Source organism: Deltaproteobacteria bacterium, from assembly GCA_016178705.1.
Classification (GTDB): domain Bacteria; phylum Desulfobacterota; class Binatia; order HRBIN30; family JACQVA1; genus JACOST01.
This window is the reverse complement of sequence record JACOST010000006.1, coordinates 39,583-66,548: the sequence shown is the minus strand read 5'-3', so window position 1 is coordinate 66,548 and position 26,966 is coordinate 39,583. Positions and strand designations below refer to the sequence as shown.

At 64.4% G+C, this 26,966-nt stretch carries 22 protein-coding genes and 3 pseudogenes; 17 read left to right on the top strand and 8 right to left on the bottom strand.

Going from position 1 to position 26,966, the window contains the following annotated elements; translation table 11 throughout:
• Positions 1-7: 7 nt before the first annotated feature.
• The 3 genes from HYR72_02815 to HYR72_02805 form a co-directional block, all read right to left on the bottom strand.
• A complete protein-coding gene (locus tag HYR72_02815; protein ID MBI1813889.1) occupies positions 8-1,285 on the bottom strand; it encodes a PD40 domain-containing protein in 1,278 nt (425 codons plus the stop codon).
• Positions 1,286-1,393: 108 nt separating this feature from the next.
• A complete protein-coding gene (locus HYR72_02810) occupies positions 1,394-1,951 on the bottom strand; it encodes a CDP-alcohol phosphatidyltransferase family protein (GenBank protein MBI1813888.1) in 558 nt (185 codons plus the stop codon).
• A gap of 14 nt (positions 1,952-1,965) precedes the next feature.
• A complete protein-coding gene (locus HYR72_02805; GenBank protein ID MBI1813887.1) occupies positions 1,966-2,373 on the bottom strand; it encodes a hypothetical protein in 408 nt (135 codons plus the stop codon).
• A 116-nt stretch (positions 2,374-2,489) separates the two neighbouring features.
• Here HYR72_02805 and HYR72_02800 point away from each other — a divergent pair, with 116 nt between their 5' ends.
• From HYR72_02800 to HYR72_02770, 7 genes are all read left to right on the top strand, one after another.
• Complete coding sequence (locus HYR72_02800; protein ID MBI1813886.1) at positions 2,490-2,873, top strand: phage holin family protein; 384 nt, start codon at positions 2,490-2,492, stop codon at positions 2,871-2,873.
• A 620-nt stretch (positions 2,874-3,493) separates the two neighbouring features.
• On the top strand, positions 3,494-4,030 hold the full coding sequence (locus HYR72_02795) for a 3-isopropylmalate dehydratase (GenBank protein ID MBI1813885.1): 537 nt from the start codon (positions 3,494-3,496) through the stop codon (positions 4,028-4,030).
• Between the two features lie 300 nt (positions 4,031-4,330).
• A complete protein-coding gene (locus HYR72_02790; protein ID MBI1813884.1) occupies positions 4,331-5,746 on the top strand; it encodes an FAD-binding protein in 1,416 nt (471 codons plus the stop codon).
• A 54-nt stretch (positions 5,747-5,800) separates the two neighbouring features.
• On the top strand, positions 5,801-6,889 hold the full coding sequence (locus tag HYR72_02785; protein ID MBI1813883.1) for a quinone-dependent dihydroorotate dehydrogenase: 1,089 nt from the start codon (positions 5,801-5,803) through the stop codon (positions 6,887-6,889).
• 12 nt (positions 6,890-6,901) lie between these two features.
• The gene (locus HYR72_02780; GenBank protein MBI1813882.1) at positions 6,902-7,153 is read left to right on the top strand and encodes an AbrB/MazE/SpoVT family DNA-binding domain-containing protein; all 252 of its coding nucleotides are present in this window, start codon (positions 6,902-6,904) and stop codon (positions 7,151-7,153) included.
• A gap of 417 nt (positions 7,154-7,570) precedes the next feature.
• Positions 7,571-8,533: a site-specific DNA-methyltransferase gene (locus HYR72_02775; protein MBI1813881.1), complete on the top strand. Its 963-nt coding sequence runs from the start codon at positions 7,571-7,573 to the stop codon at positions 8,531-8,533.
• Positions 8,530-9,261 carry a hypothetical protein gene (locus HYR72_02770; protein ID MBI1813880.1) on the top strand — a complete coding sequence of 244 codons (732 nt, stop codon included), beginning with the start codon at positions 8,530-8,532 and terminating at the stop codon, positions 9,259-9,261. Before HYR72_02775 ends, HYR72_02770 begins: the two co-directional genes overlap by 4 nt.
• Positions 9,262-9,366: 105 nt before the next feature.
• Here HYR72_02770 and HYR72_02765 read toward each other — a convergent pair whose 3' ends face one another.
• The 4 genes from HYR72_02765 to HYR72_02750 form a co-directional block, all read right to left on the bottom strand.
• The gene (locus tag HYR72_02765) at positions 9,367-9,570 is read right to left on the bottom strand and encodes a hypothetical protein (protein MBI1813879.1); all 204 of its coding nucleotides are present in this window, start codon (positions 9,568-9,570) and stop codon (positions 9,367-9,369) included.
• 241 nt (positions 9,571-9,811) lie between these two features.
• A complete protein-coding gene (gene def / locus HYR72_02760; GenBank protein ID MBI1813878.1) occupies positions 9,812-10,360 on the bottom strand; it encodes a peptide deformylase in 549 nt (182 codons plus the stop codon).
• 109 nt (positions 10,361-10,469) lie between these two features.
• On the bottom strand, positions 10,470-12,899 hold the full coding sequence (gene priA, locus HYR72_02755; protein ID MBI1813877.1) for a primosomal protein N': 2,430 nt from the start codon (positions 12,897-12,899) through the stop codon (positions 10,470-10,472).
• Between the two features lie 74 nt (positions 12,900-12,973).
• Positions 12,974-13,354 (bottom strand): response regulator, encoded by a 381-nt coding sequence (locus tag HYR72_02750; protein MBI1813876.1) that lies wholly within the window; start codon positions 13,352-13,354, stop codon positions 12,974-12,976.
• A 136-nt stretch (positions 13,355-13,490) separates the two neighbouring features.
• On the opposite strand from HYR72_02750, the gene HYR72_02745 reads away from it, so the two are divergent.
• Entirely contained in the window at positions 13,491-13,898 is a 408-nt protein-coding gene (locus HYR72_02745) for a nuclear transport factor 2 family protein (GenBank protein MBI1813875.1), read from the top strand.
• A gap of 407 nt (positions 13,899-14,305) precedes the next feature.
• On the opposite strand, the pseudogene HYR72_02740 reads toward HYR72_02745, so the two are convergent.
• A pseudogene (locus HYR72_02740) lies at positions 14,306-14,413 on the bottom strand (thrombospondin type 3 repeat-containing protein).
• Positions 14,414-15,905: 1,492 nt separating this feature from the next.
• Here HYR72_02740 and HYR72_02735 point away from each other — a divergent pair.
• The 9 genes and pseudogenes from HYR72_02735 (at position 15,906) to HYR72_02695 (ending at position 26,963) form a co-directional block, all read left to right on the top strand.
• Complete coding sequence (locus HYR72_02735; GenBank protein MBI1813874.1) at positions 15,906-16,625, top strand: hypothetical protein; 720 nt, start codon at positions 15,906-15,908, stop codon at positions 16,623-16,625.
• A gap of 6 nt (positions 16,626-16,631) precedes the next feature.
• The gene (locus HYR72_02730; GenBank protein ID MBI1813873.1) at positions 16,632-18,143 is read left to right on the top strand and encodes a DNA polymerase Y family protein; all 1,512 of its coding nucleotides are present in this window, start codon (positions 16,632-16,634) and stop codon (positions 18,141-18,143) included.
• A pseudogene (locus tag HYR72_02725) lies at positions 18,136-20,928 on the top strand (error-prone DNA polymerase). The gene HYR72_02730 and the pseudogene HYR72_02725 overlap by 8 nt, the downstream one beginning before the upstream one ends.
• A gap of 136 nt (positions 20,929-21,064) precedes the next feature.
• Positions 21,065-21,439, top strand: coding sequence for a four helix bundle protein (locus HYR72_02720; GenBank protein ID MBI1813872.1), 375 nt, complete (start codon positions 21,065-21,067; stop codon positions 21,437-21,439).
• A 679-nt stretch (positions 21,440-22,118) separates the two neighbouring features.
• A pseudogene (locus HYR72_02715) lies at positions 22,119-22,334 on the top strand (tyrosine-type recombinase/integrase).
• A gap of 1,303 nt (positions 22,335-23,637) precedes the next feature.
• On the top strand, positions 23,638-24,414 hold the full coding sequence (locus HYR72_02710) for a DUF91 domain-containing protein (GenBank protein ID MBI1813871.1): 777 nt from the start codon (positions 23,638-23,640) through the stop codon (positions 24,412-24,414).
• A 733-nt stretch (positions 24,415-25,147) separates the two neighbouring features.
• A complete protein-coding gene (locus HYR72_02705; protein ID MBI1813870.1) occupies positions 25,148-25,384 on the top strand; it encodes a DUF4926 domain-containing protein in 237 nt (78 codons plus the stop codon).
• Positions 25,385-25,503: 119 nt separating this feature from the next.
• Positions 25,504-26,232 (top strand): hypothetical protein, encoded by a 729-nt coding sequence (locus tag HYR72_02700; GenBank protein ID MBI1813869.1) that lies wholly within the window; start codon positions 25,504-25,506, stop codon positions 26,230-26,232.
• A gap of 107 nt (positions 26,233-26,339) precedes the next feature.
• Positions 26,340-26,963: a LysE family translocator gene (locus HYR72_02695; protein ID MBI1813868.1), complete on the top strand. Its 624-nt coding sequence runs from the start codon at positions 26,340-26,342 to the stop codon at positions 26,961-26,963.
• The last annotated feature ends 3 nt before the right edge of the window (positions 26,964-26,966 follow it).

Below are 26,966 nucleotides of genomic sequence, written 5' to 3'. Positions count from 1 at the left end.
TTTCGCTTCACGCTCCGCTGCCGAAGATCAGTTGAATCAGCGCCGGAATGTCCGCCGCATCGACGACGCCGTCACCGTTGACGTCGCCTGGCTGACACACCGGGGCCGTTGGCGTGGCGAGGAACACGTTCATCGTGAACCCATCGGGACCGGACGACACCACGTTCTGCGCGTCAGACGCGAACACCACGGCGCGGCCGTTGCTGCTGATGCGCGCACCGACGCTGTCGCCGTCCGCCGCCCCACCGCCGACGGCGGCGCTGACGACGATCGTCGTCGCGCTATTGAGATCGAATAGATACACGTCCTCGAAAAAAACACCGAGCAGGCCGAACACCACTCGGCGCGCGTCGCCGCTCATCGTCACGCCGCTGTTGGTGGAAATGTCCGGGGGGGTCGACGGGCCGGAAATCCCGAGCTTCATGGTGGTCTGTTGCGTGCGGTCGCGCACGTAGACACCGGCGGTGCCGGTATTGTCTTGGCCGAGATAGCTCACGAAGCGGCCATCACTACTGATAGCCGGGGGGATGGTCGCGTCGAGAAGGCTCCCTTCGCTCGCACCGAATCCGCTGATCGCTTCCATCTTGCGGTCGATGCGATCGAACACGAACACGGTGTCGCGCCCGTCGTCCTGCGCGACGAGATTGGTTGCGCTCGACACGAAGGCCACGTAGCGGCCATCGGGGGTGATCGCCGGCGACACGCTGCGCGCATCGGCCTCCCCGCCAGCGACGGGCCGACTCACCCGATCGAAGTGCTGGGTGAGGCGGTCGTAGATGTACACGTCCGTGACTCCGTTCTGATCGTCGGCCGCCAGCTCCTGCTCGTCTTCGGCGGCGATCGCCAAGAAGCGACCGTTGCCACTGAAGGCATACGGCTCGTTGACGAGGTCGACGATGTCTTGCACCACGCCGAAGTCCCGGTTGAACACCTTGAGCTGGCCGTCATTGACGAAGGCGACCAAACGACCGTCGTCACTGATGGCGGGCGCTTCACTATCGGCCGAGAACTCGCCATCGGGTCCGACGATGCGCGTGGTCGTGCCCTCATGGCGATCGACGATGAACACGTCCGCGGCACTGTTGGTGTCGTTGTCAACGAGGTTGTCGGCGCTCGAGATGAAGGCGATGGCTGATCCGTCGGCGTTAACGACGGGGCTCGAGCTATCTGAGTTCGGTTGCGCACCGGCGAGCCCGAGGCTGATCTGAGTGATCGGCCCGAACGCCGCCCACGCTGGCGCCAGTCCTGAACTCAGCAGGGTCACGAGGCTCAAGGCAGTCAGCATGTTCCGTTTCATCGTCGCCTCCGGGTTCTCAACACAGCCAACCATGAACGGGGCCGGCGGTTCATTTGCGGCACCCTACACCGCGTGCCGCGACACCGGCAACTGTTTTTAACGCACCAGCCGCATCCGCACCCGCTCCGCAATCGCAGCGCCCGAGTACAGCGGAACCAGGGCGTAGAGCAGCGTCAGCAGCGGCGCGGGTAACACACGCAAGCCGGTGCTCTCATTGCACACCACCACGCCGACGAGCACGTAGTTCAGCCAGCCGCCGAGGTGGCCGATGCGGCTGGGACGCAACTGCGGTGCGGCCGCGACGGTGCCGCGCGCCGAATCGTAGACGTAGGTCGCGAATGACGCCGCGATCGCCGCCGGCACCCACCACGGCACGACGCCAAGCGCGACGTAGGTGGTGAGCGCGCTAAGGATGAACACGATATCCGCGCCGTGATCGAGCACGCGTCCGATCGCACTGGTCTCGCCCGCGCGGCGCGCCAACCGGCCATCGAAGAAATCGCTCGCCGTGATCGCGTAGAACAGCCCGGCTGCTAGCCAACCCGCGCCGATGTGATGCGGCGCGCGCCACACCAAGGCGACGAACAGCGGCGTGCCGGCCAAGCGCAGCGTGGTCAGCACATCACCCGCGTGCCGCGGAAAGGCCCTCGCCATCCCCGTCGCCGCCGTCATCCTTTGAGATCGCGCCGGATGGTCGCGGCCAAGTGCGACAGCAGCGCACGATCGCGGAGCTGCAGCGGCCGCTCGGCGTGCCACGACTCCGGGTTCACTCGCGCCGCGTCGACGCGCTTGAGCATCGCTTCGTAGTGATCGAGAAACTCGCCGAAGTCCTTGTACGATGAGCGCTCGGCGTAGCGTTGAAACTGACGCAAGAACTGCCGGCCACGCTGCGCCGGGTAGGTGAACTCCGCCATATCGGCCGCCGCTGGCACATGCGCATCCTCACCGATGCCGCACAGTTTGTCGGTCATCTGCAGCAGCACGGTGAGGTGCACTTCAACGATCGACTCGTAGCTGCGCCATACACAGGCCGATAGGGCACTCAGGGTCAGCAGCAGCACCACGCGGCGGAACATCGCTGCACGATACCGGCTCGCCTGCCCGGCGACAATCGCGGGCCAGTGAGTTGGCCGCACACGAAGCGAGCAGCCGAGGCCTTGAGCCGCGCCGCCGTCCGTGCAAAGAGCGAGTCATGCGCGGGTTGGTGATTCGCTGGTTGGTGACGGCGTTCGCTCTCTGGCTGACGAGCCTGGTCGTCAGCGGCATCCAGTTTCACCGCATGGGGGCGGTGTTCGTCGCCGCCGTCGTCCTCGGCATCTTCAACGCCTTTCTGCGCCCGCTGGTCCTGATCTTTACATTGCCGATCAACTTGCTGACGCTCGGGCTGTTCACCTTCGTGATCAACGGCTTCATGCTGTGGTTGACTTCCGAGGTCGTCAAGGGGTTCGAGGTCCACGGCTTCTGGTCGGCCGTGTTCGGTGCGTTGCTGCTGAGCGTCTTCAGCCTCGCCCTCAGCGCCTTCGTCAGCGACAGCGGCAGGATTCAGTACATCTACGTCGAGCGCATCGAGCGGTAAGGACGTACGCGCCCGGCATTACCTGCTCGCACGAGCACGAGTCACAAACACGACTCACGCTTCACGATTCACTACAAAAAACCCCGGTAGCTGCTGCGGCGTGTGCCGCCCCGCGGGTGAGTTTACGCGGGAGCTACCGGGGTGTCGTGGTGCCTGGGTTCCCAGGCGTGATCCACTCAGTGTGTGTGACCCGTGGGTCGCACTGAACACGAGCCGCGGCCGACTGCAACGCACGTTGACCACCCGCCGTGAAGCTAGCGGTCGTGCGTTCGTCGCCTCCGCAGGCGTTGCCCCTCACCTTGTGGGTTGGCCTAAGGGGCCACCACCTCACAGCTCACCGTAGGGGAATACATTGCTGGATCACCTCCTTTCTCGGCGTGCCCATCACGCGAGCGAGCCCAAGCCTCGCCGCCGGGAATCAACCGCCGATTGCCGGCCCCCGGCCTGGTCCGCCCACCGCGGCTCCCTATGAACCGCGCAGAGCCTAGAGCCTGTGATGCTCGGACCAGCACAAGCGAAAGGGTAGCGCGTCCGCCGTCGGCCGTCCACGAATTTATTGCTACGTCGGTGGAGTCGCAACGACTCGTGCGCCGCGCTCGATAGCGCGATATACACGCCGCGTGACTGATGCATCCGACGACCTCGTCAACGATCACCTGGACGAACTGCCGGCGCTGCGCGGACACGCGTGGGTCTTCGGCGATCACATCGCGGCCGACGTGATCCTTCCACCCGCTCACCACGATCGGTCGCCGAGCGAGGCCGGTGCCTTCGTGATGGCCGGCGTCGATCCCACGTTCGCGCGCGCGATCGAGGCGGGGGATTTCATTGTCGCCGGACTTGAGTTTGCAACCGGCACCGCTCGCACGATCACGGCGCAAGCCGTCTACACAGCCGGCATCGCCGCGGTCATCGCCCGCTCGTTCGGCCGCACTTTTTTGCAAGCTGCGACCAACATCGGATTGCCGGCGCTGGCGATCGAAGAGACCGGCGCGATCAAGCCCGGCGACCGCCTGCGCGTCGACATCGAAAGCCGCAAGATTGCCAACCTCAGCTCCGGCGACCGCTACATCATCCGCAACCTGACCGAAGAGTCGGTCGAAGTGTTGCGCGCCGGCGGGTTGAGTGCTTACACCCGCCACCAGCGCGAACGCTAGTGTAGTGTCTCAGAAAAGCCTTTGCGGAGATCCGAGGAGGGAGGGCGAGCCTCCTGGCGAGCCGTTCGACTTGCACCGTGCGGCTCGGCATGAGCCTCGCCCTCTCAGTTTTGCATCAGCCAATCTGTAAACCTGATTGTGAAACGCGACACGAGTTGGTGTCGCTCGAACACGGGTGACCAAGACAAACCACCGGACATTAGAGAGGACATTGGACCGCAGTAGCGCGCGCCGGTTCCGATCTGCTATCGTGCGCCGCCTATGCCAACGGTTTCGACAGATACGCGGTGGCACGATCATGTGGACATCGGCATTGTCGGCGCCGGCGGCTGCGGCCTGACCGCCGCGCTCGCCGCCGCCCAACCCGGTCTCAAGATCGTCGTGTGGGAACGCGCCAAGGTTGCGGGCGGCAACACCGCGCTCAGCGATGGGGCCATCCCGGCCGCCGGCACGAGCATCCAACGCGACGCTGGTGTGATCGACACCGCCGAAGACTTCGCTCGTGATGTGCTGACCCACAACGGCGGCCGCAGCGACGCCGCGCTCACGCACCGTATGTGCGAAACCTCGGGGCCGCTGGTTGAGTGGCTCGCGGGCCGCGTCGGCGTCGGATTGCAGTTGGAGCGCTACATCCTGCGCGCCGGTCATCGCCAACATCGCATGCACGCGGTGGAGAGCCGCACGGGACAATCGTTGATCGATCACCTCCTGGCGCGCGCCGGTAAACAGGCAAGCATCACTGTGCGCCTCGGCACTCCCGTGCTGCAACTGTGGAGCGATAGCAGCGGCGCGGTGCAAGGGGCGCAGATCAAGTTGCCGAAGAAGAGCGCCACCAATGTCCGCTGCCAGACGCTGATCCTAGCGTGCGATGGCTTCGGCGCCAACGCCGAGCTCATCGCGAAGCACTGTCCGGCGATTGCGGGCGCGGCCTACGCCGGCGCCGCCACCGAACTCGGCGATGCGCTGAAGTGGGGCACGGAATTAGGTGCCGCCACCGAGCATCTTGACGCCGTCCACGCCCATCCGATCGTCGCCGTGGGATCGAACTACGTGCTGCCCAGCGCATTGATCAGCCTGGGCGCGGTGATCCTGAACCAGCGCGGTGAACGTTTTGCCAATGAGGCCGACGATCTCGCCCGCGTGGCGCTGCGCGTGCGCGCGCAGCCCGGGCATCTCGCCTACGTCGTCTTCGACGCTCGCATGCTCAAGCTCGCCGAGCAGAACGATCCGCGCTTCGAGCACCAGATTGTACCGCGCACGCTGCGACGTGCCGCCGACCTGAACGATCTCGCCAAGCAATTTCAACTCGATGCAACTACTGTCGCCGCCACCATCGAACAGTACAACACGATGGTCGGTCGCGGCCCCGATGGCTTCGGCCGCAGCGTGAGTGGCGAATCGATGAGCCCGCCGTTCTACGGCGCCCGCGTGACCGGCGCGCTGCTGGCGACCCAGGGCGGTCTCAAGATCGACACCAGCGCCCGCGTCGTTGGGCGCAACGGAAACCCGATCGCGAATCTCTACGCCGGTGGTGGCGCCGCGGTGGGCCTGTCTGCCCCCGGCGGCGAGGGCTATCTGCCCGGCATGGGTCTGCTCTGCGCGCTGGCCTGGGGCAAAATCGCCGGCGAAGAGGCGGCCCGGACGGTGGTCGCTGCGCGCGCCGCGGTCGCAGCCGAGAAGACATCACCGAGTGAGCCAGTGGTCACGGAGCCGTGACTCCACGCTCATGAGTAGCGATCATCGCGCTCACTTCGGCGCGCACTTCGCAGGATGACCTCCGAATTCACTTCGCGCATCGCCTCGCTCTACCGTCTCGTCCGCCCACTGCTGTTTCACCTCGACGCTGAAACCGCGCACCATCTCGCGTTCCGCTTGCTCGCCGTCGCACAACCGGTGCTGGCGCGCCGGCACGCCTACTCGTCGGCAGCCCTGCGGCAAGACCTCTGGGGTCTGACGTTTCCGAACCCGATCGGGCTGGCCGCCGGTTTCGACAAAGACGCGCGCCTGCCGCGCGCGTGGGCCGGTCTAGGGTTTGGGTATGCGGAACTCGGTACGATCACGGCGCAGGCGCAGCCGGGCAATCCGCAGCCGCGGATCTTTCGACTGGCCAGCGAACGTGCGCTGATCAATCGTCTGGGTTTCAACAACGCGGGCGCGGCGGATGCGGCTGCGCGCTTGAGTCGCCTCGATCGCGCGCAGCGGCACATCCCATTGGGGATTAACATCGGCAAGTCGCGCATCACGCCGATCGAGCGGGCCGTGGCCGACTATCGTGAGTGCTTTCGCGTGCTGGCGCCGCACGCCGACTACATCGTCATCAACGTCAGCTCGCCAAATACGCCCGGGCTGCGCGATCTGCAGGGGCAACAACACCTCAGCGAGCTGCTCACCGCGCTGCAGGACGACAACGCCCGCCTGCCGCAGCGGCGGCCATTGCTGGTGAAACTGTCGCCCGATATGGCGGACGACGATCTGGCTGCGGCCGTCGCCACGATCGAAGCGTTGCGCGGAGACGGCATCGTCGCCACCAACACGACCGTCCGGCGCGATCTGCTGGCGCAGCCGACCGCCGAGGCTGGCGGGCTGAGCGGCGCACCGCTGCGCGATCTCGCGACACATACTGTCCGTCGCGTACATCAGCTCAGCGGCGGGCGGCTGGCGATCATCGGCGTCGGCGGCATCTTCAGCGCGGAGGACGCGTACGAGAAACTGCGCGCTGGGGCGTCGCTGCTGCAGGTCTACACCGGATTCATCTACCAAGGACCGTCGCTGCCCATCGATCTCTGTCGTGGCTTGGAGCGCTTACTTCAGCGCGACGGCAAAGCGCGCGTGGCCGATGCGGTAGGCACCGACGCGTAGAGGAAGGTAGCCATGCTCGTCAAGGTTACCGCGAAGAATCAACTCACTCTGCCCAAGCGCATCACCGCCGCCGTCGGGGCGACCGAATATTTCGAGGTCGAGGCCCGAGAGGGTCGGATCATCCTCACTCCCGTGCGCATCCAGCGCGCCGACGCCGTGCGCGCGAAGCTCGCCGATCTCGATCCAAATGAGAAAGACATCGCCAAAGCCGTCGCGTGGGTCCGGCGGCCGGCTCGGAAGATGTCGACGCCAGCGCGGAAATGAGTCGCGCGCCCCGTGTGGTGCTCGACACCAACGATTCATTCGGCGTACCGTTCCTACAGCTCGCGTTCGCCGGCACGGCCGACTATCTCGCCATCGGTGACCAGGATCTGCTTACCCTAACAGCCGCGACGGCTCCATCGCTTTGTGGGCATCTCTTCAGGCATCGCTCTACGGTCAGCAACGCGCGTGCACATTTCCGAAGATCGCATGGAGCCGCCACTCGATATCTAGTGCAGCGCTGGCCCGAGAGCGGCCCATATGTGGTGGATTGACAAAAGCGAATATAAGGCGAATTGTTACTGTTGCCTGTCCCATGCAACTTAGAGCTATTGGCGGCGGGCGCGTGGAGCGGACGGTGACAGCGCGACGTTGACACTCAGAAGGCATTCAAGGCAAAAGACTCTTAGGAGGTCAGCAATGGGAGGCGTGGTGCAGTTGGCGATTCACGGGATTGATACCGCCGACAACACGCCCGAAGGATTGCGCGCCCTACTATGCGCCAACGAGCGCTACCGCAGGAAGCCGTGGCCACACCCCTTTAACTGCACTACGCACCGGGTCCATATCGGAGATGCTCGGGATCTTTCTTGGATTGCCGATTCATCCGTGCATCTAGTTGTTACATCGCCCCCATACTGGACTCTCAAAGAGTACCGCCGCACCGATGGGCAGATGGGGTTCATTGAGGACTACGAGCAGTTCCTCGATGAGCTCGACAGGGTGTGGGGCGAGTGCGTCCGCGTGCTAGTGCCGGGTGGGCGTATCTGCTGCGTCGTGGGTGACGTGTGCGTGTCGCGCAAGAAGGGTGGCCGTCACCACGTGATGCCTCTGCACTCCGACATTCAAGTCCGCGTGCGGCGCCTCGGTCTGGATTGTCTAACGCCGATTCTCTGGTACAAGATCGCGAACGGTGTGACCGAGGCCGAGGGAAACGGTGCCGGCTTTTACGGGAAGCCGTACCAGCCAGGGCAGGTCATCAAGAATGATATTGAACACATCCTGTTCTTCCGGAAGGGCGGAACCTACCGATCGGTGCCGCCGATCCAGAAGGCGCTCTCGATGATCACCAAGACGGAGATGCAGGCATGGTTCCGGTCGTTCTGGGTCGACATCAAGGGTGCATCAACTCGCAACGGGCATCCTGCCCCCTATCCCGCTGAGCTAGCAGAGCGACTCATCTGCATGTTTTCATTCGCTGGCGATACCGTCCTTGATCCTCTTGCTGGTACGTTTTCTACGGCGGTCGCCGCGATCGCTGCTGGTCGCAATTCGATCAGCAATGAGATTGATCCGCAGTACGCGGCGGATGGACGGGCTCGCGTAGTGCAGGCAGCTGCGGCGAAGCGATCAGCCGCTGCCATCACGGCACGGGTGGTGTGAGCAAGAAGCGGAAACGCCAGCAAACAATGACGGGCCTGCCCTTAGTGGACGGCCTGGAGTCTCTCCCATCCCCACAGCTCAGCGACTACACGCAAGCAGCCTCTGAATACATCCGCGCCGCAAGTGGCATCACGAAGGGACAGGGCAAGGCGGCGCAAATCAAGCTATCGAAGACGCTGGCGATGGTCGGCCTTCGCGATCTCCGGCAGCTGGGAATCGCTTTGCCGGATGCGGTTCCCGGCGAGCACAGCGTAGGAGGCGGTCTTCGTGCAGTGCAGGTGGACCTCTCGGAGAATACACGGACAGACGGCTTGACGCTGGCATTCGAGATTAAGCCGGTACACTTGGCGGTGGGGCGAGCCATCTGGAATCGTTTTGGCGACATCAGAAGCTTCGCAGTGAACGTGCATCTAAAATTCCCGTTCGCTGTGCTTGGCGGCATCATGACAGTGCCCACGAAAGAGCGCGAGGCGTCCGGGGAGGACACCGCTTGGAAGCCCACCACGCATCTCATTTCGCGGGCCATCGATCGGTTCATCCGCGCCGGTGGCCGGCTGACAGAGGGGCACGCAGCCCATTTGCTAGAAGCGATAGCGGTGCTTGTATTTGATCACGAAACGGGCGTTGTCGATGCATCCCTTCCGCCGGTTGGCAGCGGACTACGCTGGGAAGAGTTCATTGACGCCATCGCAAAGACCTATCGAGCCCGATTCGAGGAAATGTCCTAATTTCCCGCGCTCAGCGTCCTGTTCAGACAGTACCCGCTGCCCAACGGACAGAGCCGATCGCAAGAGGTGGGCCGGAGCGGCAGCGGCGAGAACTGTCGTCGAACTCTACCCGAGCAGTTCGCCAAACGCCTCCGCCTCAAATCCGACGAGCAGGGTCTTGCCGGCTCGCATCGTGGGCGCGCGCAGGTTGCCGCTCGGCCCGAGTAGCAATGCGAGCAATTGATCGTCGCTCGGTCGGTCGCGCTTCAAGTCGAGGTGAACGACCTTCTTGCCCTTCGCGACGTAGACCTGAGAGGCGGCGCGCGCCAACGCCAGCGCGTCCTTCGGCCCGAGCCGTTCCTTCTTGGCGTCGACGACGACCTTGGGGGCGATCTGTTTGTGCGCAAGAAACTCTTGCGCTCGGCTGCAGGTCAGTCAGCCTTTGCGGTGGTAGTACCAGTCAACCATCGGAAGTCACAAGTCCAAAGTCCAAAGCTGAAAGTTCAAAGTCCCTACGCCCCGCTCTCCGTCTTGCTTTCCGCTTTTCACTTTCCACTTTTCACTGACGCGCTCAGATCGCGGCGTCGGACGGCTTCTCTTTCGACTCGATCGGGATGCCGTCGCGGATCATCTTGTTGATCTTGCGCTTGTAGAGATCGCGCTTGAGGCGGCTGATGCGATCGATGAAGAGCTTGCCTTCGAGGTGATCGATCTCGTGCTGCAGCGCGACGGCCAGTAATTCCTCGGCTTCGATCTCGACTTCCTTCTCGTCGAGGGTCCAGCCCTTCACCAGCACGTGCGCCGCGCGCCGCACTTCGGCCCGGTAGTCGACGACGCTGAGGCAGCCTTCTTCCCACACGATCTCGCCCTCGGCTTCGGCGATCACCGGATTGATCAGCTTGATGAGATCCTTGCCCGGTTCTTCGTGATTGATGTCGATCACGATGATGCGCCGGCCGTCGCCGAGCTGCGGCGCCGCCAAACCCACGCCCGGCGCGGCGTACATCGACTCGACCATGTCGGTGATGAGTTCGTCGACCTGCCCGTCGATCGCGGCGACCGGCTTCGCCTTCGCCTTCAACACCGGCGCGGGAAATTTGAGAATCGACCGTACGGCCATGCTGCTTGGTGTGTAAACGCTTCAACAGAGTTGGTCAACGGTGTCGTGGTTCGTGCTCGTGTCTCGTGATCGTATCTGGCCGAACACGAGCTACGATCACGAACCACGATCACAACATCCCCTGCGGATCGATGTCGATCAGGACCCGCACGCTTGCTGCGCGAGCGGCGGCGCGCACCTGCTCGCGAGCGGCGGCGATGTGGCGCCGCAGAGCGGTGCCACTGCCGGAGCGGCAGAGGATCTGCCAGCGATGGCGGCCGCGCAGCCGCTCGATCGGCGCCGGCGCCGGGCCCAGCACGGCGAGTCCACGTTCGCGAGCGGCGCGTAGGTGCTCGGCCGCCGCGCGCGCGAGGCGTTCGACCGCCACGAGTTGCTCACCTTCAAATCGCATCAGCGCCAGCCGCGCGAACGGCGGGTATCCGAGTTCGCGTCGGTTGCTGAGTTCCTCCGCGGCAAACGCAGCGAAGTCGTGCCCAGCGGCGTGGCGCAGACTGAAGTGATCCGGTTCCAACGTCTGCACAATGACTCGCCCGGCGCGGTCGCCACGGCCGGCGCGGCCGGCGACTTGTGTCAGCAGTTGGAACGTTCGCTCCGCCGAGCGGAAGTCGGGGAAGTTGAGCGAGAGATCGGCGAGCAGTACCCCAACCAGCGTGACGCCCGGAATGTCGTGTCCCTTGGTGACCATCTGCGTACCGATCAACACGTCGATCCGCCCCGCCTCCCACGCCGCCAGCAACGCGCGCTGCGCGCCTTTGCGCGCCATCGTATCGCGATCCATGCGCGCGACGCGCGCGCCCGGTAGCAGCTCGCGCAGTGTGGCTTCGACTTGTTCGGTGCCTGCCCCCCACGACGTCAACGCGCGTTCACCACAGGTGGCGCACTGGCTCGGTTGCTTCACGGTGTGATCGCAGTGATGGCAGCGCAGCGCCTGCCACACGCGGTGATACGTGAGCGCCACGCAGCAGTTGGGGCAGGTGAGCGTATCGCCGCACACCTGGCACTGCATCACGTTGGCGAAGCCCCGACGATTGAGGAACACCAGACTCTGGCCGCCGGCGGCGAAGTTGGCTTGCAGCGCCGCGGTAAATGGCGCCGACAAGATCAATGAGCCCGCGTGCGCCGCGCCGCGGCGATGCTGGCGCAGATCGACGAGTTCGACCGCCGGCAATGGACGCGACTCGACGCGCTCGCGCAACTCGAGCAAGCGATACCGTCCGCTGCGCGCGTTGTGGTAGCTCTCCATCGACGGCGTCGCCGAGCCCAAGACGATGGGACACCGCGCCAAGCGTGCCCGCACCACCGCGACATCACGTCCATGATGACGCACGCCGTCCTCCTGTTTGTACGACGAGTCGTGCTCTTCATCGACGACGATGAGACCCAGGCGCGGCAACGGCGCGAACACCGCCGAGCGCGCGCCGACCACAATCGGCGCCTCGCCGCGGGCGATGCGCCGCCACTCGTCCCAGCGCTCGCCGACGCTCAGGGCACTGTGCAGCACGGCGACGCCAGTGCCGAAGCGGGCGTGCAAGCGATCGACGAGTTGGTGCGTCAGCGAGATTTCCGGCACCAGCACCAACGCCGTGCGCTCGGCGGCCAGCGCGGCGGCAACCGCGCGCAGATAGACCTCGGTCTTGCCGCTGCCGGTCACGCCCCATAGCAGAAACGGTGCGAACGCGCCGGCGGCGGTGATCGCCGCAATCGCATCCGTTTGATCCGGCGTCGGGACTACCGTGCGATCACTCGGCGTGGCGGCCGCCACCGGGCGATACACTTCTTCGTCGCGCCACTGAATCAATCCGGCGGCGAGCAACGCGCGCAGTTTGGCTGTCACGTTGGGAAAGCTGCCGCGCAATTCCGCCACGCTTGCGCGTTTGAGCGGATGATCGCGCAAGTAGTGATACACCGCAGCCAGCGCGGGGCGGCGGGCGAAGTCCGTCGTCCCGCGCACGTGGGTGCGCGCTTCGTAGAACCGCAAGTGCTTGGTCGGCGCGCGCTCGCGCAACGTCTCTCGAATCTCCACCACACCCTTGCGCCGCAGCCGATCAATCAGGCGCGCCACCGCCGGCGCTGACAGCGCCAGCGCGCGCTGGAGCGCGGCCTGCGGCTGCGCACCGGCGCGCAGCGCGGCCACCAGCGCGCACTCGTCGATGCGCATCGTCGTCACGTCGAGTGCGGCGCCGCTCAGCACAATCGCGCGTTCGGTTTCGATCTGCAACGTGCCGGGCAATGCGGTGGCCACCACGTCGGCGAGCGAGGCGAGATAGTAGTCGGCCATCCAGCGACAGAGCGCGAGCAGTTCCGCGCCGAGCACCGGCACCGGATCGAGCAGCGTGTCGATATCCTTCAGTTGCGCGCGCGCCGAAGTCGCCGGCACGTCACAGACGACGCCGAGCACGCGGCGGCGTCCGAGCGGTACCAGCACACGACGCCCCAGCAACTCCTCGCGCGCCAGCGATGGTGGAACACGATAGTCCAACTCGCTCAGCCCACCGACCGCCGGCAGCAGGACCACGCGCGCAACGCCGCCATCACTCACCGGACTCGCCATAGCTCCGGTGGTTACCACGAACCGCGACGGTGCGCCGCACGGCGCACCCGCTGCACGCTGGGTTAGTTGGGGGAGGGCAGATACTTCTGCACTTCCAGCAGAAGCTGCTTCATGTTGAACGGCTTGGGAATGAACCCATTGACGCCGACCTGTCCCGCCGACTGCGCGATGCCGTCCCACACATGAGCGGTGACCGCCAGGATCGGGATGTGTTGGGTCTCGGGATCCTTCTTGATCGCTTGAATGACCTCGACGCCGCTGACTTTGGGCATTGCCAAGTCGGTCAGCACCAGGTCGGGGCGCTGTGACTTCACCTTACGGATCGCATCTTCGCCGCCATACGCGTGCACCACGCGATACCCCGCCGCGGTCAGCGCGTGCGTGATGATCCGCATGATGTCGGGTTCGTCTTCAACGACGAGGATCTTCGGGCCCAGGTTCACGTTGCTACCTTCACTCAGCCCATTTTTACCACGGAGCTTCTAGGCACACCACCGCTTTTCGTTCCGTTGCGGCGCTCACTATGCCTTGCTACAAGCCCTGCTCATCGATCGCAGCCGCGCACTAGGAGGTTTCCCGATGTCATCCGTCTTGGAAGAAAAAGACGCCATCCGCGAGTTGCAAGCACAGTACTGCTTCCATTTCGACAACGCGGAATTCGACCGCTGGCTCGATCTGTGGACCGCTGACGGCGCGTTCGACGTTGGTCGCATGGGGCGTTTTGTCGGTCGTGAGGTGCTGCAGAAATTTCTCAAATCGATCCCACTGACCAACGGCTCGCCGATGATGAAGCACTGCATGATGAATTCCATCGTCGCGGTCACCGGCGAACGCGCCACGGCACAAAGCTACGTCGTCGTGGTGCGCGGCGGCGACACGCTCGGCCTCAGCATCGCCGGACGGTACGAAGACCAACTGGTGAAGACCGCGGGCGGCTGGCGGTTCCAAGAGCGGAAAGTCCTTTTCGACCTGATGGCACCGCGCTAGCGCTACGGGAACACCAACATCCCATCGTTGCGGCTGTGCAGCGGGGTCGGGCTATTAGTGGCCGCGTTGCGCAGCGTCACCGTCACACTCACTGGTTGCGAGCGCGCGCGACTCAAGTTGTGTGGCCACGCGGTCATTTCGAAGACGAGGCGATCGCCACGGCGATGTAAGCGGAAGCGCCGCACCTCGTTGCGCGGCTCTCTCCGCAACCGCCAGCGCTGACCATCACGGCTGCGCACCCACGACCCCGGCGGGATCGAGGCCTGATAGACGGCCCCTTCCGGCAACATCAGCGCGACGCGCACGGTATCGCGCGCGGGATCGAAGCCATCAGGCGGCACGACGGTGCCCGAGACCTGCAAATGATCGCCCGACCCGGTCGCATAGCGCACCATCACGCGGCGCACCGTGAGCGGATCACAGGCATCGCCGGCGCCGTCTTGGTCGCGATCGTGCTGATCCGGATTCGCCACGGCCGGACAGTTGTCGTCCGCGTCAGGCACCCCGTCGCCATCGCCATCGGGCGCCGCCTGTCGGTGCGGATAGACCGCACACACTCCGTCGATGTCGTCGGCTTCGATGGTGGCGCCGCGGCCATCGAAGTGGCGGCCGAAGAACATGGTGGCATTGCGCAGCCGTTCGTCTGCCTCGGCGGGATTCTCCGAGCTATGGCCGAAGCCGAGGGCATGCCCCAACTCGTGCGTGAGCATCTCGGCGAGATTCTCCGCCGTCCAGAAATTGCACGCCGCAAAGCCATCGTTAACCACCACGTCTCCCTCGATGATGGTTTCGAAGCTGGTGCCGCCGACCATCGAAACCGGATCAGACACCGCGCAGAAGCCGCCGGTCGACACGATGCCGCTGCACCCGATCGGCGGCGGCACTTCGCCGAAGGGATCACCAAAAATGATCTGACTATGACCGTCGCACGCCCCGAACGGCGCCGGCACCGCGTCGCCGCCATCGGTGAGTCGCAAACCGGAGCACTCCTGCCCACTCCATGCCGTCAACGCGGCGCGCGCCGCAGCCACGGATGCGGCTGCGCCGATATCGGGATCACCGGCCGGATCAATCAGAAACGGAATCGGTGTTCCGCTGTCCGGCTCGCTCCAGCGCGCCGCGGGAGGGCCCAATGAGATGTAGTGCATGGGGATGTGGCCAATTGGCGTCGGAGCCGGAACAATGCTGCCCGGCTGGTACGTGTCACGCGCAGCCTGCTCGATGATCTGCCGCAACCCGCGCAGCGATCGCGTGGTGTGCGTGCTGGCACGACGCAATCGACCGGCCGACGGCTCGAAGGCCATCGCCCCGTCTCCGAGGGAGCGCATGAGCTGCTCATCGCCCGCGTCGCCACCAGTGACGTGATAGGTTCCGAGCGCCAGCGCCACCGACTCGAACGTCCCGTCGGCCCGGCGCTGCAGAAACACCATCACGCGCTCGCCCGCTGTGTAGCTCGGTGCTCCGGCAACGATCCGCCGTACGTTGTCGACCGCACCGCCCGGCACGCGCACCTCGAGGGATGCCGGCACCTCGCCTTTCAGTGCTTCGATAACGCTGAGCGTGACGAACGTGGCGATCGCACCCGTGGCCGTCGTTTCACTGCGCAGTTGTTCGACGCGACCGAGCACTACAACATCGGCCGCCGCCGCAAGCTGCTGATCGCTGGTGACAACGAAAGTCGCACAGCGAACCGAAGGCACCGCGACCAGCGAGAGCGCGATCGTCATCACCAGAATCTGTCCCACTCGCCACCACACCAACATCACGCGGACCTCGCTTCCCTTGAGTGGCGCGGCGAAGACGCAACTCATGTGCCAGTACGCGACGCAGGTGCCATGGACGGAACGCTCTTCCCGAAATGCGAGCGGGGATGATCGCGCCGTCGATGCGTTACGCAGACAACGACGGCGACAATGTGCGCGGAGGATTTCGCTATGCGGCCTGCCTGATCTTCATCGCCGCTTGCGTCCACTTGATCGAAAGCGAAAATTAAGCGAAGATTCACGCGTGCTGGCCTCCACCTCACCCAGTGACGCTCGCCGTCTGCTCGCTGCGCTCACGCTCCCCGGTACGGTGCGAGTGGGTGTGGCCGACCCGCCGGTGCGGCGGCTCGCGACCGGATTGCCGCGACTCGACGCGGCGCTCGACGGCGGCTTGCCGCGCGGACGCCTCACCGAACTCACCGGGCCCGTCACCTCGGGCAAGACGTCCGTGCTGCTGGCGTGCTTGGCAGCGGCCACTCAACGCGGTGAGGTGACGGCGCTCATTGATCTTCCAGACTGCTTGCACCCCGCGACCGCGCACGCGTCGGGTATCGAGTTGACGCGGCTGTTGTGGGTGCGCCCGCCGTCGCTCCCGGCGGCTTTGCGGTGCACGGAACTGTTGCTCGAAGCTGGCGGCTTCGGCTTCATCGCCGTCGATATCGGCGCGGCATCCCATCACCGGCCACTGCGCGCCCCGGTGTGGCCTCGCCTGGCTCAGGCCGCGCGGCGCAGCGACGCCGCACTTGCCATCGTCGCCGATCACCGCCTGGCCGGCAGCTTCGCTGCGCTGAGTCTGACGCTGACCGCCCGCAGCCATTGGAGCGGTGGCGCCTGGCCACTCTTCGATGGGATGCAGCTCCACCTCACGGTGGCCCGCACCAAACTCAACGCGACACGCAGCGCCGAAAGCGTTCAGTTGAAAGCTGTTCCGACTGTCAGCTTTTTGCTTTCAGCTTTGGCCTGAGCCGCCATGTCCCGTCTCGCCTGTCTTTTCGTTCCCGACTTTCCATTAGCGGCAATGCTGCGCAGCGAGCCGGAGCTGCGCGGCGAGCCGGTGATCGTCACCGACGGGAGCGGACCGCGCGCCACCATTGTAGCGATGTCCGCCGCCGCCGCGCGCCGCGGCATCACCACCGGACTCAGTGCGGGGCAAGCGCACGCGATCTTCGCCGCACTGATTACGCGCGCGACTTCACGCGACGGCCGGCGGGCCGCCCAAGCGGCGCTCGCCGACGTCGCGTACTCGTTTTCACCGCGGGTCGAGGAAGCGAGCGACGGCGAAGTGTATCTCGACATCGTTGGCTCCGCCGCGTTGTTCGACAGCGAAGCCAAACTCGCCCACATGCTGGCGGTGCGCGCGGAACACGTCGGACTATCTGCGCAGGTTGGCGTGGCCGGCTCGAAAATCGCCGCCTACCTCGCCGCGCGTAACGGCGGCGGTGTCACTGTCGTGCCAGCGAACGAAGAGTGGGCCTACTTGGCGCCACTCGCGGTGAGTTTGCTGGCGCCAAGCCCAGCGCTGCGCACCACGCTGACACGCTGGGGGATTCAGCGCATCGGCGACTTGGCGGCATTGCCGGCCAGCGCGGTCGGTACGCGGCTGGGTCCAGAGGGACTGGCCTTGGCCCGGCGCGCGCGCGGCGAAGACGAGCAACCGCTGGTGCCGCGCTCCGCACCGTTGCAGTTCGAAGAGAGTGTCGAACTCGACTACGGCATCGAAACCATCGAGCCGCTGACGTTCGTCCTGCGCGGCCTACTCGATCGACTGACGGCGCGCCTGGCGGTACGCGGTCTGGTGTGTGGCGATCTGCGGCTGTCGCTCGGTCTCACCAATCGCGCGCGCGACGATCGCACCGTCGTCGTCGCCGCGAGCAACGACGTGAAGGCGTTGCTCACCCTCGTGCGTTTACACCTCGAAGCACAACCACCCGCTGCGCCGGTCGAAACGATCCGCGTCGGCGTCGTGCCCGAGCGCTTGCGCACGATCCAACTCGATCTCTTCCGTCCCAACGGCCCCGCACCGGAGCGTTTGGCGGTGACGTTGGCTCGGCTCACCGCGTTGTGCGGCGCCGATCACGTCGGCACACCGGCGGTCATCGATACGCATCGGCCGGAAGCGTACGGGGTGAAGGTTGCTACGTTGTTTGGCTGTTACGTTGTTAGGGAAGAAGGGGCCAGCTCGGAATCCGGCCTAACAACCAACAACCTAACAGCTAACAACCTTCTTCCCCTTGCGCTGCGCGCCATTCGTCCACCGCGGCCGCTGGAGGTGCACTGCGATCGCGGGCGGCTCGCGTTCGTGCGCGGCGATGGCGTGAGTGGCCGAGTCGTCTCGTGTGCCGGCCCGTGGCGGATTACTGGCGAGTGGTGGCACGACGGCGCGTACCGGCGCGACTACTACGACGTCCAACTCAGCGACGGCGGCGTGTATCGCGTGTTCCACGATCGGCAGCAGTGGTTCGTGGCGGGGGAGTATGACTGAGGAAGGGTTCTCCGCGTACGTCGAGTTGCGCTGCCGCAGCGCGTTCAGCTTTCTCGCCGGTGCGTCGCTGCCGGAAGATCTGATCGAGCGCGCGGCGTCACTCGATTACGCGGCCATAGCGCTCGGCGATCGCGATGGCGTCTACGGCGCGCCGCGCTTTCACAAAGCCGCACAGCAAGCCGGGGTACGCGCGTTGATTGGGTGTGAAGTCACAATGCAGGTTGTTACGTTGTTAGGCTGTTACGCGGCTAGGGTTCCCCCTCCTCCCCTAACAGCTAACAACCTAACAGCTAGCACCCTAGCTCCTAACAGCCTGTATCTGCTCGTTGCCAATCGCACCGGCTACCAGAATTTCTGCCAGCTCCTCACGCAGGCGAAGCTACGCGCGCCGAAGGGCGAGGCGGTCGTAACGTGGGATGATCTCGATGGCCGCACCGACGGCCTCATCTGTCTTTTCCGCCCCACCGCAGCCCAGCTCCAAGGGGTTAAGGGGCTACGGGGTTATGGGGTTAGGGTCGGAGAAGAGGGCCGCCTAACCCCTAGCCCCTTAACCCCTAACCCCCTTCTCTTGAAGCGTCTCTTCCCCGATCGCCTCTACCTCGAACTTCAGCGGCATCTCGATGCCGACGAAGAACGGCTCAATCGCACCCTGATCGCGCTCGCCGAACACTGCCGGCTTCCGCTCGTCGCCACCAACGACGTGCGCCACGCCACGCCCGCAGGACGGCCGCTGCTCGACGTGCTTACCTGTATCCGCGAGAAGACCACGCTCGATGCCGCTGGCCGTCGCTTGCTGAAGAATGCCGAGCGTCATCTCAAGTCACCGCAGGCGATGGCCGCGCTCTTTCGCGATCTGCCGCAGACCGTCAACAACACGCAGCGCATCGCCGAGCAGTGCGAGTTCACGCTCGCCGATCTCGGCTATCGCTTTCCCGATTTTCCGCTGCCGCCGGGTGAAACGATGCACGGTCACCTGCGCCAGCTCACCTACGCCGGCGCGGGCGAGCGCTACGGACACCTCACCGAGAAAGTCCGCCGCCAACTCGAACACGAGCTGACGATCATCGGCAAGCTCGACCTCGCCGGTTACTTCCTGATCGTGTGGGACATCGTCCGCTTCTGCCGCGAGCAGCGCATCCTCGCGCAAGGCCGCGGCTCGGCCGCCAACTCGGCGGTGTGTTACGCGCTCGGCATCACCGCCGTCGACGCCGTCGGCATGGAGTTGCTGTTCGAGCGCTTTCTCTCCGAAGAGCGCGGTGAGTGGCCCGACATCGATATCGATCTGCCGAGCGGCGATCAGCGCGAGCGCGTCATCCAGTACGTCTACCAACGCTACGGCGAACGGGGCGCGGCGATGACCGCCAACGTCATCACCTACCGCACCCGCAGCGCCGTGCGCGAAGTCGGCAAAGCGCTCGGCTTCACCCTCGAACAAGTGGCCAAGCTGTCGAAGCTGCTCAACCGTTTCGAGTTCCGTGACGACATGGACGAGCTGGCGAAGCAACTCCGCGCCGGCGGCGTCGACCCCACCGCTCCGCGCGTCGCGCTGCTCGTCGATCTGGTCGGACAGATGCAGAACCTACCGCGTCATCTCGGCCAACATTCCGGCGGCATGGTGATCGCGGCGGGACGGCTCGACAGCGTGGTCCCGCTCGAACCCGCGTCGATGCCCGGACGCGTCGTCGTGCAGTGGGACAAGGACGACTGCGCCGACCTCGGCATCATCAAAGTCGATCTGCTCGGGCTCGGCATGATGGCGGTGCTGGAAGAGACGATTCCGCTGGTGCGCGAGCACGAAGGCCGCGACATCGATCTCGCGCATCTGCCGCAGGACGATCCCGCCGTGTACGGCATGCTGCAACGCGCCGACACCATCGGCGTGTTTCAAGTCGAGAGCCGCGCGCAGATGGCGACACTGCCGCGCATGAAGCCGGAACGCTTTTACGATCTCGTCGTCGAGGTCGCGATCATTCGCCCAGGCCCGATCGTCGGGCAGATGGTGCATCCGTATCTGAACCGCCGCAACGGCCGCGAGCCGGTGACCTATGCGCACCCCGAACTCGAACCGATTTTGAAGCGCACGTTGGGCGTGCCGCTGTTTCAAGAGCAGCTCCTGCGCATGGCGATGACGGTGGCCGGCTTCACTGGCGGTGAAGCCGAAGAGTTGCGGCGCGCGATGGGCTTCAAGCGCTCGACGCAACGCATGCAGCAGATCGAGGCGCGACTGCGCGCCGGCATGACGGCCAAGGGCATCGTCGGCAAGAAGGCCGACGACATCGTGCGCAGCATCACGTCGTTCGCGCTCTACGGCTTTCCGGAGAGTCACGCCGCCAGCTTCGCGCTGCTGGCATACGCGTCGGCGTACTTGCGCGCGCATCACCCGGCGGCGTTTACCTGCGCCCTGCTGAACAACTGGCCGATGGGGTTCTATCACCCCGCCACCATCATCAAAGACGCCCAACGCCACGGCGTGCGTGTGCTGCCGATCGACGTGACGCGCTCCAACTGGCGTTGCCAGTTGGAGCAAGGGGCTATGGGGTTAGGGGGTTATGGGGTTAGGGGCGGAGAGAAGCCGTTGTGTCTCCGCTTGGGCTTGCGCTTTGTTTCCAACCTGCGCGCGGACGCCGGTAAACGCATCGCGGAAGAAAGAGCACGTGCGCCGTTCAGTTCGATCACCGACGTCATCCATCGCTGCGGTCTGCGCGAGGCTGAAGTGCAGACGCTCGCGCACATCGGCGCGTTCACCGCGTTCGGCCTCACTCGTCGCGAAGCGTTGTGGCAGACAGCGGCCATCTCGCGCGAGCCGTTGTTCGCGCGGCTAGGGGTTACGGGGTTAGGGGGTTACGGGGTTAGGGGCGGAGAGGGACCCCTAACCCCCAACCCCCTAACCCCTAGCCCCCTAGCATTGAAGGAGGAGAGTTATGGAAGGACGCAAGGAACGGGGGTTTCGCGAACTGCTCGTGTGGCGCCAGGCGATGGATCTGGCCCGCGACTGTTACTTTCTGACGAAGAGTTTTCCGAAGGAAGAATTGTACGGTCTGACCAGTCAGATCCGCCGGGCGGCAGTTTCGGTTCCGGCCAACATCGCCGAAGGGAACGGGAGGGGGACGAGAAAGGATTATGTCAGCTTCCTTCGCATCGCGCAGGGGAGCCTGCGCGAGTTGGAGACCTACCTGATCCTGATCGTGGAAATAGGGTTGGTTCGGCAAGAAGCCGTCGCGCCGCTCTCGGCGCAGGTGAACTCAGTGGCAAGACTTCTGAACCGCCTCATCCAGTCCTTGCTTCCGAACCCCTAACCCCTAACCCCGTAACCCCGAACCCCCTTCCCACCATGTCGCCAATGGACCGCACTCTCGCCGATTACGCCGGCACCGGTCTCACGACTGGACCGCACATCATGACGTACCTACGCGACGAGTTGACGCGTGCGGGTGTGTTGCGCGCGAGTGATCTCAAGCGCGCGCGCGCTGGGAGTTGGGCGAAAATCGCCGGGCTCGTGATCGTGCGCCAGCGACCGGGCACGGCGAAGGGATTTTGTTTTCTCACGCTTGAAGACGAAACCGGCACGGCCAACGCCGTCGTCGTGCCCGACATGTTCCAGCGCCACCGCGCGCTGATCCACACAGCGGCGCTGTTGCAGGTCGAAGGCCCGCTGCAGAAAGTGGGTGCGGGGGTTAGGAGCCAGGGGTTAGAGGTTGGTGCCGACCCCCGATCCCCGACCCCCGACCCCCAATACGTCATCCATGTGAGAGCGCGGCGCTTCACCAAGCTGGAGATTCCGCAGCAAGTCATCACGCAAGCTGGCCACGGCTATCGCATGCGCGTGACGCCCGCATCGGAACCTAACAACCAACAACTTAGCAACGAACAACCTGCTACTCTGCCCAAGTCGCATGACTTTCGATGACGCTGTGAGCTGGCAGCGCTTGACGGGGTTTCCCGGATCATGGCAATGCTGCTCTGTGACTCGGGACTGCGACGCACCTGCTTGAAGCCGGCTACGATATCCGCACCGTGCAGGATCTCCTGGGCCACCGCGATGTGAAGACGACGATGATCTACACGCACGTGCTGAACCGAGGCGGGCATGGGGTGCAGAGCCCTGCCGATCGATTGCTCACGCGTAACGCCGGGGCGCTAGCCCGCGAAGACGAGTCGCGTAGCAACCCCAAGCGAGAGCGTCCTTGGTGAGCTATGAACTTGATTCGCGTAGCGATTGCCAAGGGACACTGGATGAACCCGAGGGCTGCTATGCCGACGAGAAGCCGCGTGGCTAGCCGATTCCATTCGGGAGTCGAATTGTAGTTATGCGCCATGATCACATGTGGGACGAATTCCAGATGGGGTTCTGGCACCCCTTTGGACCGTACACTGGTCTTAGCACCCGCGAGATTCTCGAATGGAAGCGTGATGAGACGAACCGTTACGGCTGCACCTTCTGGTCGTTTGCATACTCACCGACCGCCGACATCTGGCTTGCGCACCTGAAGGAGGCGAAAGGTCAAGTGTATGCGCTGTGTTCATACAGCCCCGGCGCACGCGACCCGGACAGATACAAAGGAACTCTGCCCGCAACCCATTATCGCGAACTCGACGAAAGCGAGTGGCGGGCGATGCCGGACCCCAACGTGATGAAGGTGACCAACCCATTTAAGAGGCGAGGCCTTGCGCTAGCCTTCAAAGTTCGCCGCGTGATCGCGCTTGATCCCGTGATCCCCCCAATCCGGGTGGAATGGTTTCGAAAGCGAGATTGCACTTGGCGGTCAGACGTCCTTCCAACGCGAGGAGAGTTCCTAGTTCGGAAACGGCACAGCACTTTGGCTAGCGCTAAGCTCCGGCGTGTCGAGGCGTTGCTGGAACTGGTTCCACCCTATCTGGTGGTGTTGACGCGACGAGGGGGTCTTGCCCCTGCCGCATAACTTCGCGCTGCAGGGGACGCAGGCAAGCGCCGCTGCGCTTGCTTGCCTGCCCCCCTGAGCGCGGGCGTTCGGCGGGTAGGCCGGGGACGATCGGTAGGATGCCATTCCGTTCCATCAAGGAGTCGGCGCTGTGACCAACGAATTGGAGGGGCGATGCGTGTTGAAATGCGATGGATGCTGATGATGGTGATGTTGGCGTGTCACGGGTGCTACGCGAACCCATACGTAAGGCCCGCACCCAGGGTTGTCTTGCCGCAGACGACGGAGGCGCAAACATGCTCACGGCAATGCGAACAGCTGTTTGAGACGTGCTATGCCGGATGTGACAAGCCACTCATCGCACTCGGCCATCCGTGCGGCAACCGATGTGGAGAATCCTGGCAGAGCTGCCTGGCGAGCTGCCCGGGAGCGGGACCGTCGAGGTAGCCCCGCCTCTGGCGGTGCGGACCACGTCGCCCGGGGCCGAAGCCGCTGGAGGCGACGGCGGGGAGGTGCTGCGCGCTTGTACCGAGACACTTTTTCACCCGCCGCGCCTCAGCGGCAAACCGTTCGCCCCTCTGTAATGGCATGAACGTATGAAGACATACACCAAGAACGATGTCTCCGAGCGGGAACTTGAGGATCTCGTCCGATGCAACGCCGGATTGATTGAAGAGGGTCTGGTATACGTCGACCACCAGAAGCCTACTGCCGGAGGGCGCCTCGATGTCCTCATGGTGGACAGCGGCAAGTCGCTGGTGGTCGCGGAACTCAAAGTTACGCAGGACGACGGCATGCTGCTCCAGGGGCTCGACTACTACGACTACGTATCAGCTCACGTGGAGTCGTACGCCCGGCTCTACAAGGCGCACTCGATTGACCCGACGCAACAAGTGCGGCTCTTCCTTGTTGCCCCGACTTTTTCTCAAACACTAGTCAACAGATGCAAATGGCTTGACCTTCCAATCTCCTTGTTCACATTCGACTGCCTCAAGTTCGAGGGTGATGACGACGTCGTTCCGATCTTCCAAGAACGGGAGATCACCGCCCCACCGGAGATTATCGAGGTTACACACCTGGAGGACCACTTGGGATACATTACGGACGCAGCCGTCCGAGCCAAGGTCACGGCCCTCCTTGAGGAAATCAAGAACTGGAAGCCGGGGAGCATTTCACTTGACCCGATCAAGTACGGCATCTCCATGAAGGTCAACAATCGCGTTTTTGCTTACCTGTTACCGCGGCGGAAGCACTACATCATTGCGACGTTCGATGCCGATGACAAATGGAAGGAGTATCCCGTCAAGGGCGACGACGATCTGGAAAACGTCAGACCTATAATGCAGGCAGCGATGGAACGCCGCACGAAATGAACGGGCGAACCCGACGATGGACCTGGCGGCCCTGCTCAGCACCGCCCCACACCGCAGGTCATCGCCAGGCCGTTAGGCAACACGATAGACAGGCGGCGGCGCGTTCGAGACCGCGGCGGCTGATGCGCGCACAATCGCGTCGAGCGGCGCGACCGGGCAGAATAAGTCGGTGATCACTTCTCCCGGAGTTCAGCGGGTCGCGCTGCTCGCGCCGATGCGACCCGAGCTACGCCCTCTGCTACGCTCTCTCTCCCTCCGCCGGTCGCAGTCCGGCAATTTCGTTTTTTCCCGGAGACGATCGATCAGGGCGAGATCATCGCGACAATAACGGGCACGGAATCCGCGGGGACGAGGTTGCTGCCCATCTGTCGACCGCATAATCTCCCCTCGTGCGTCTACCGAATGGAGAGCGGGCAATCGTCGATGTCAGAAAGTTGTCGGACTATTGTTTGAATCCAGACAGCGCATCGGGTCGGCACAAGGCCCGGGTCTTCGCCGCAGTGCTCGGCTTGACTGCCGCTGATGCTCCGAAGTTGCGGGCCAAGTTGCTGGAAATCGCACGAGCTGGCCAGGCGAAGCGCGGCGACCTCGACGCGTACGGTCAGCGGTACACGATGGACTTCACGATGGTGACAGCAGTCGGAAAGGCGACGGTCCGTAGCGGCTGGATCGTCATCCGTGGTAGGAGAGAACCACGGCTGACCACGTGCTATGTCCAGCAGAGGAAACGGTGATGGCCCAACGAAAGAGAAGCCTCAAAGTACTCGACACCGTGGCATTGCTTGAAGACCTCCCGAGCCGCAAGCTCAAGCGGGGCGAGGTCGGCACGGTTGTGGAACTCCTCGCTCCGAATGTCTACGAAGTGGAGTTCAGTGATGATGACGGGCAGACGTATGCTGAACTCGCACTGCGGAGTGATCAGGTGGTTCTGCTGCACAATCGAGGAGAGGCGTTGAGAATCGTGGCCTGACTGGCCGAACCCCGCCGCTCCAGGCGGCGGTCCACGGACAAGCCGCGCCTTGAGCGCCTGATGTGTCGAGCAACACGAAGTACAGTCGGCGCCCCGCCCGCTCGCGCTGATCGGGCACAATGGGACCGGTGATCACCCCTCCCGCAGTTCAGCGCGTCGCGATTCTCGCTCCGATGCGGCCCGAGCTACGCCCTCTCCTGCGCTCCCTCTCCCTCCGCCGGTCGCAGTCCGGCGATTTCGCCTTCTTCTCGGGCACGATCGGTCGGGTCGAGATTGTCGCGACGATAACTGGAATTGGAATCCGCGCCGCCGTGCGCACGACGGAACGTGTTCTCGACTTTATCCCGATCGATCATCTCGTGGTGGTTGGCATCGCGGGAGGTATCGGACCGAGCGTCGACATCGGCGACCTCGTCGTGCCGGAACTCGTCATCGACGTGTCGACCGGCACGGAACATCGGCCCGCTCTTCTCGGCGACACCGTGCCGCGAGGCACGCTGCTAACATCAGACGGGTTGCTCGTCGACCAGAACGAGGTGGCCCGCTACGAACGGCAAGGCGTCATCGCCATCGACATGGAGACCGCGGCGATCGCCGCGGTCTGCGAGCGCCGCCGCTGCCCGTGGTCGGTGTTCCGAGGCATCAGCGATCGCGCCGATGATGGTTCGATCGACCCGGCGGTGTTCGGCTTGGCCGGACCCGACGGCGGTCCGAACCTGCCCGCGCTCGCCCGCTTCCTTTTGACGAAGCCGTGGCGCGTGCCGCAGTTGGCGCGACTCGCCCGCGGCATGAAGCTCGCCGCCACCGTAGCTGCCGACGCCGCCGTTCGTGCGATCGAGCGCATGTAAGCAGGCTGCGCGCGGCGGCTCGGTACTCCCCGAACCGCGCGGAGCACGTGTGCTGAACGTACCGATGCGCTACGCTGCGGCCAACGTTGGAGCGCCGTGAGGAAGCGATGACACTTCAAGCGTGGGCCTTCTTCTGCATGACCGAGCTGCTCCTCTGCCTCAACCCGGGACCATCCTGTCTGCTTGTCGTCTCGCTCGGGATGACGCGCGGCCAAGCCGCCGGGATTGCGGCGAGCGCCGGGGTCCTCGCAGCGAACGCGGTCTACTTCGGTCTTTCGGCGACCGGGTTGGCAGCCGTTCACACGATTTCCGCAGAGGCGTTTGTCGTCATCAAGTGGTTCGGTGCGGCTTACCTGATCTGGCTCGGTGTGCGAATGATCGTTCGATCCTTCGCGCGGCCAGCAAGCGTACGGGTCCAACCCGCATCTACTTCTACCGGGCGCGCCTTCTGGCAAGGCTTCGTCACCCAGGGAGCAAACCCGAATCTCATCGTCTACTTCACCGCGATTCTACCCCAGTTCATCGATCCGAAGGGGCCGCTTGCGCCACAGGTCGCAATCCTCGCCTTCAGTTCCTTCGCAATCGAGTTTGTGGTGCTGTCGGCGTATTCTGCGCTCTCTCACCGCGCGGGCCGTCGGGTCGCGCCGCGGTTTCGCTTGCTGATCGAACGCGTCGGCGGTGGCCTTCTCATCGGCGCGGCAGCCGGGCTGGCGACATTGCGGCGCGAATGAACG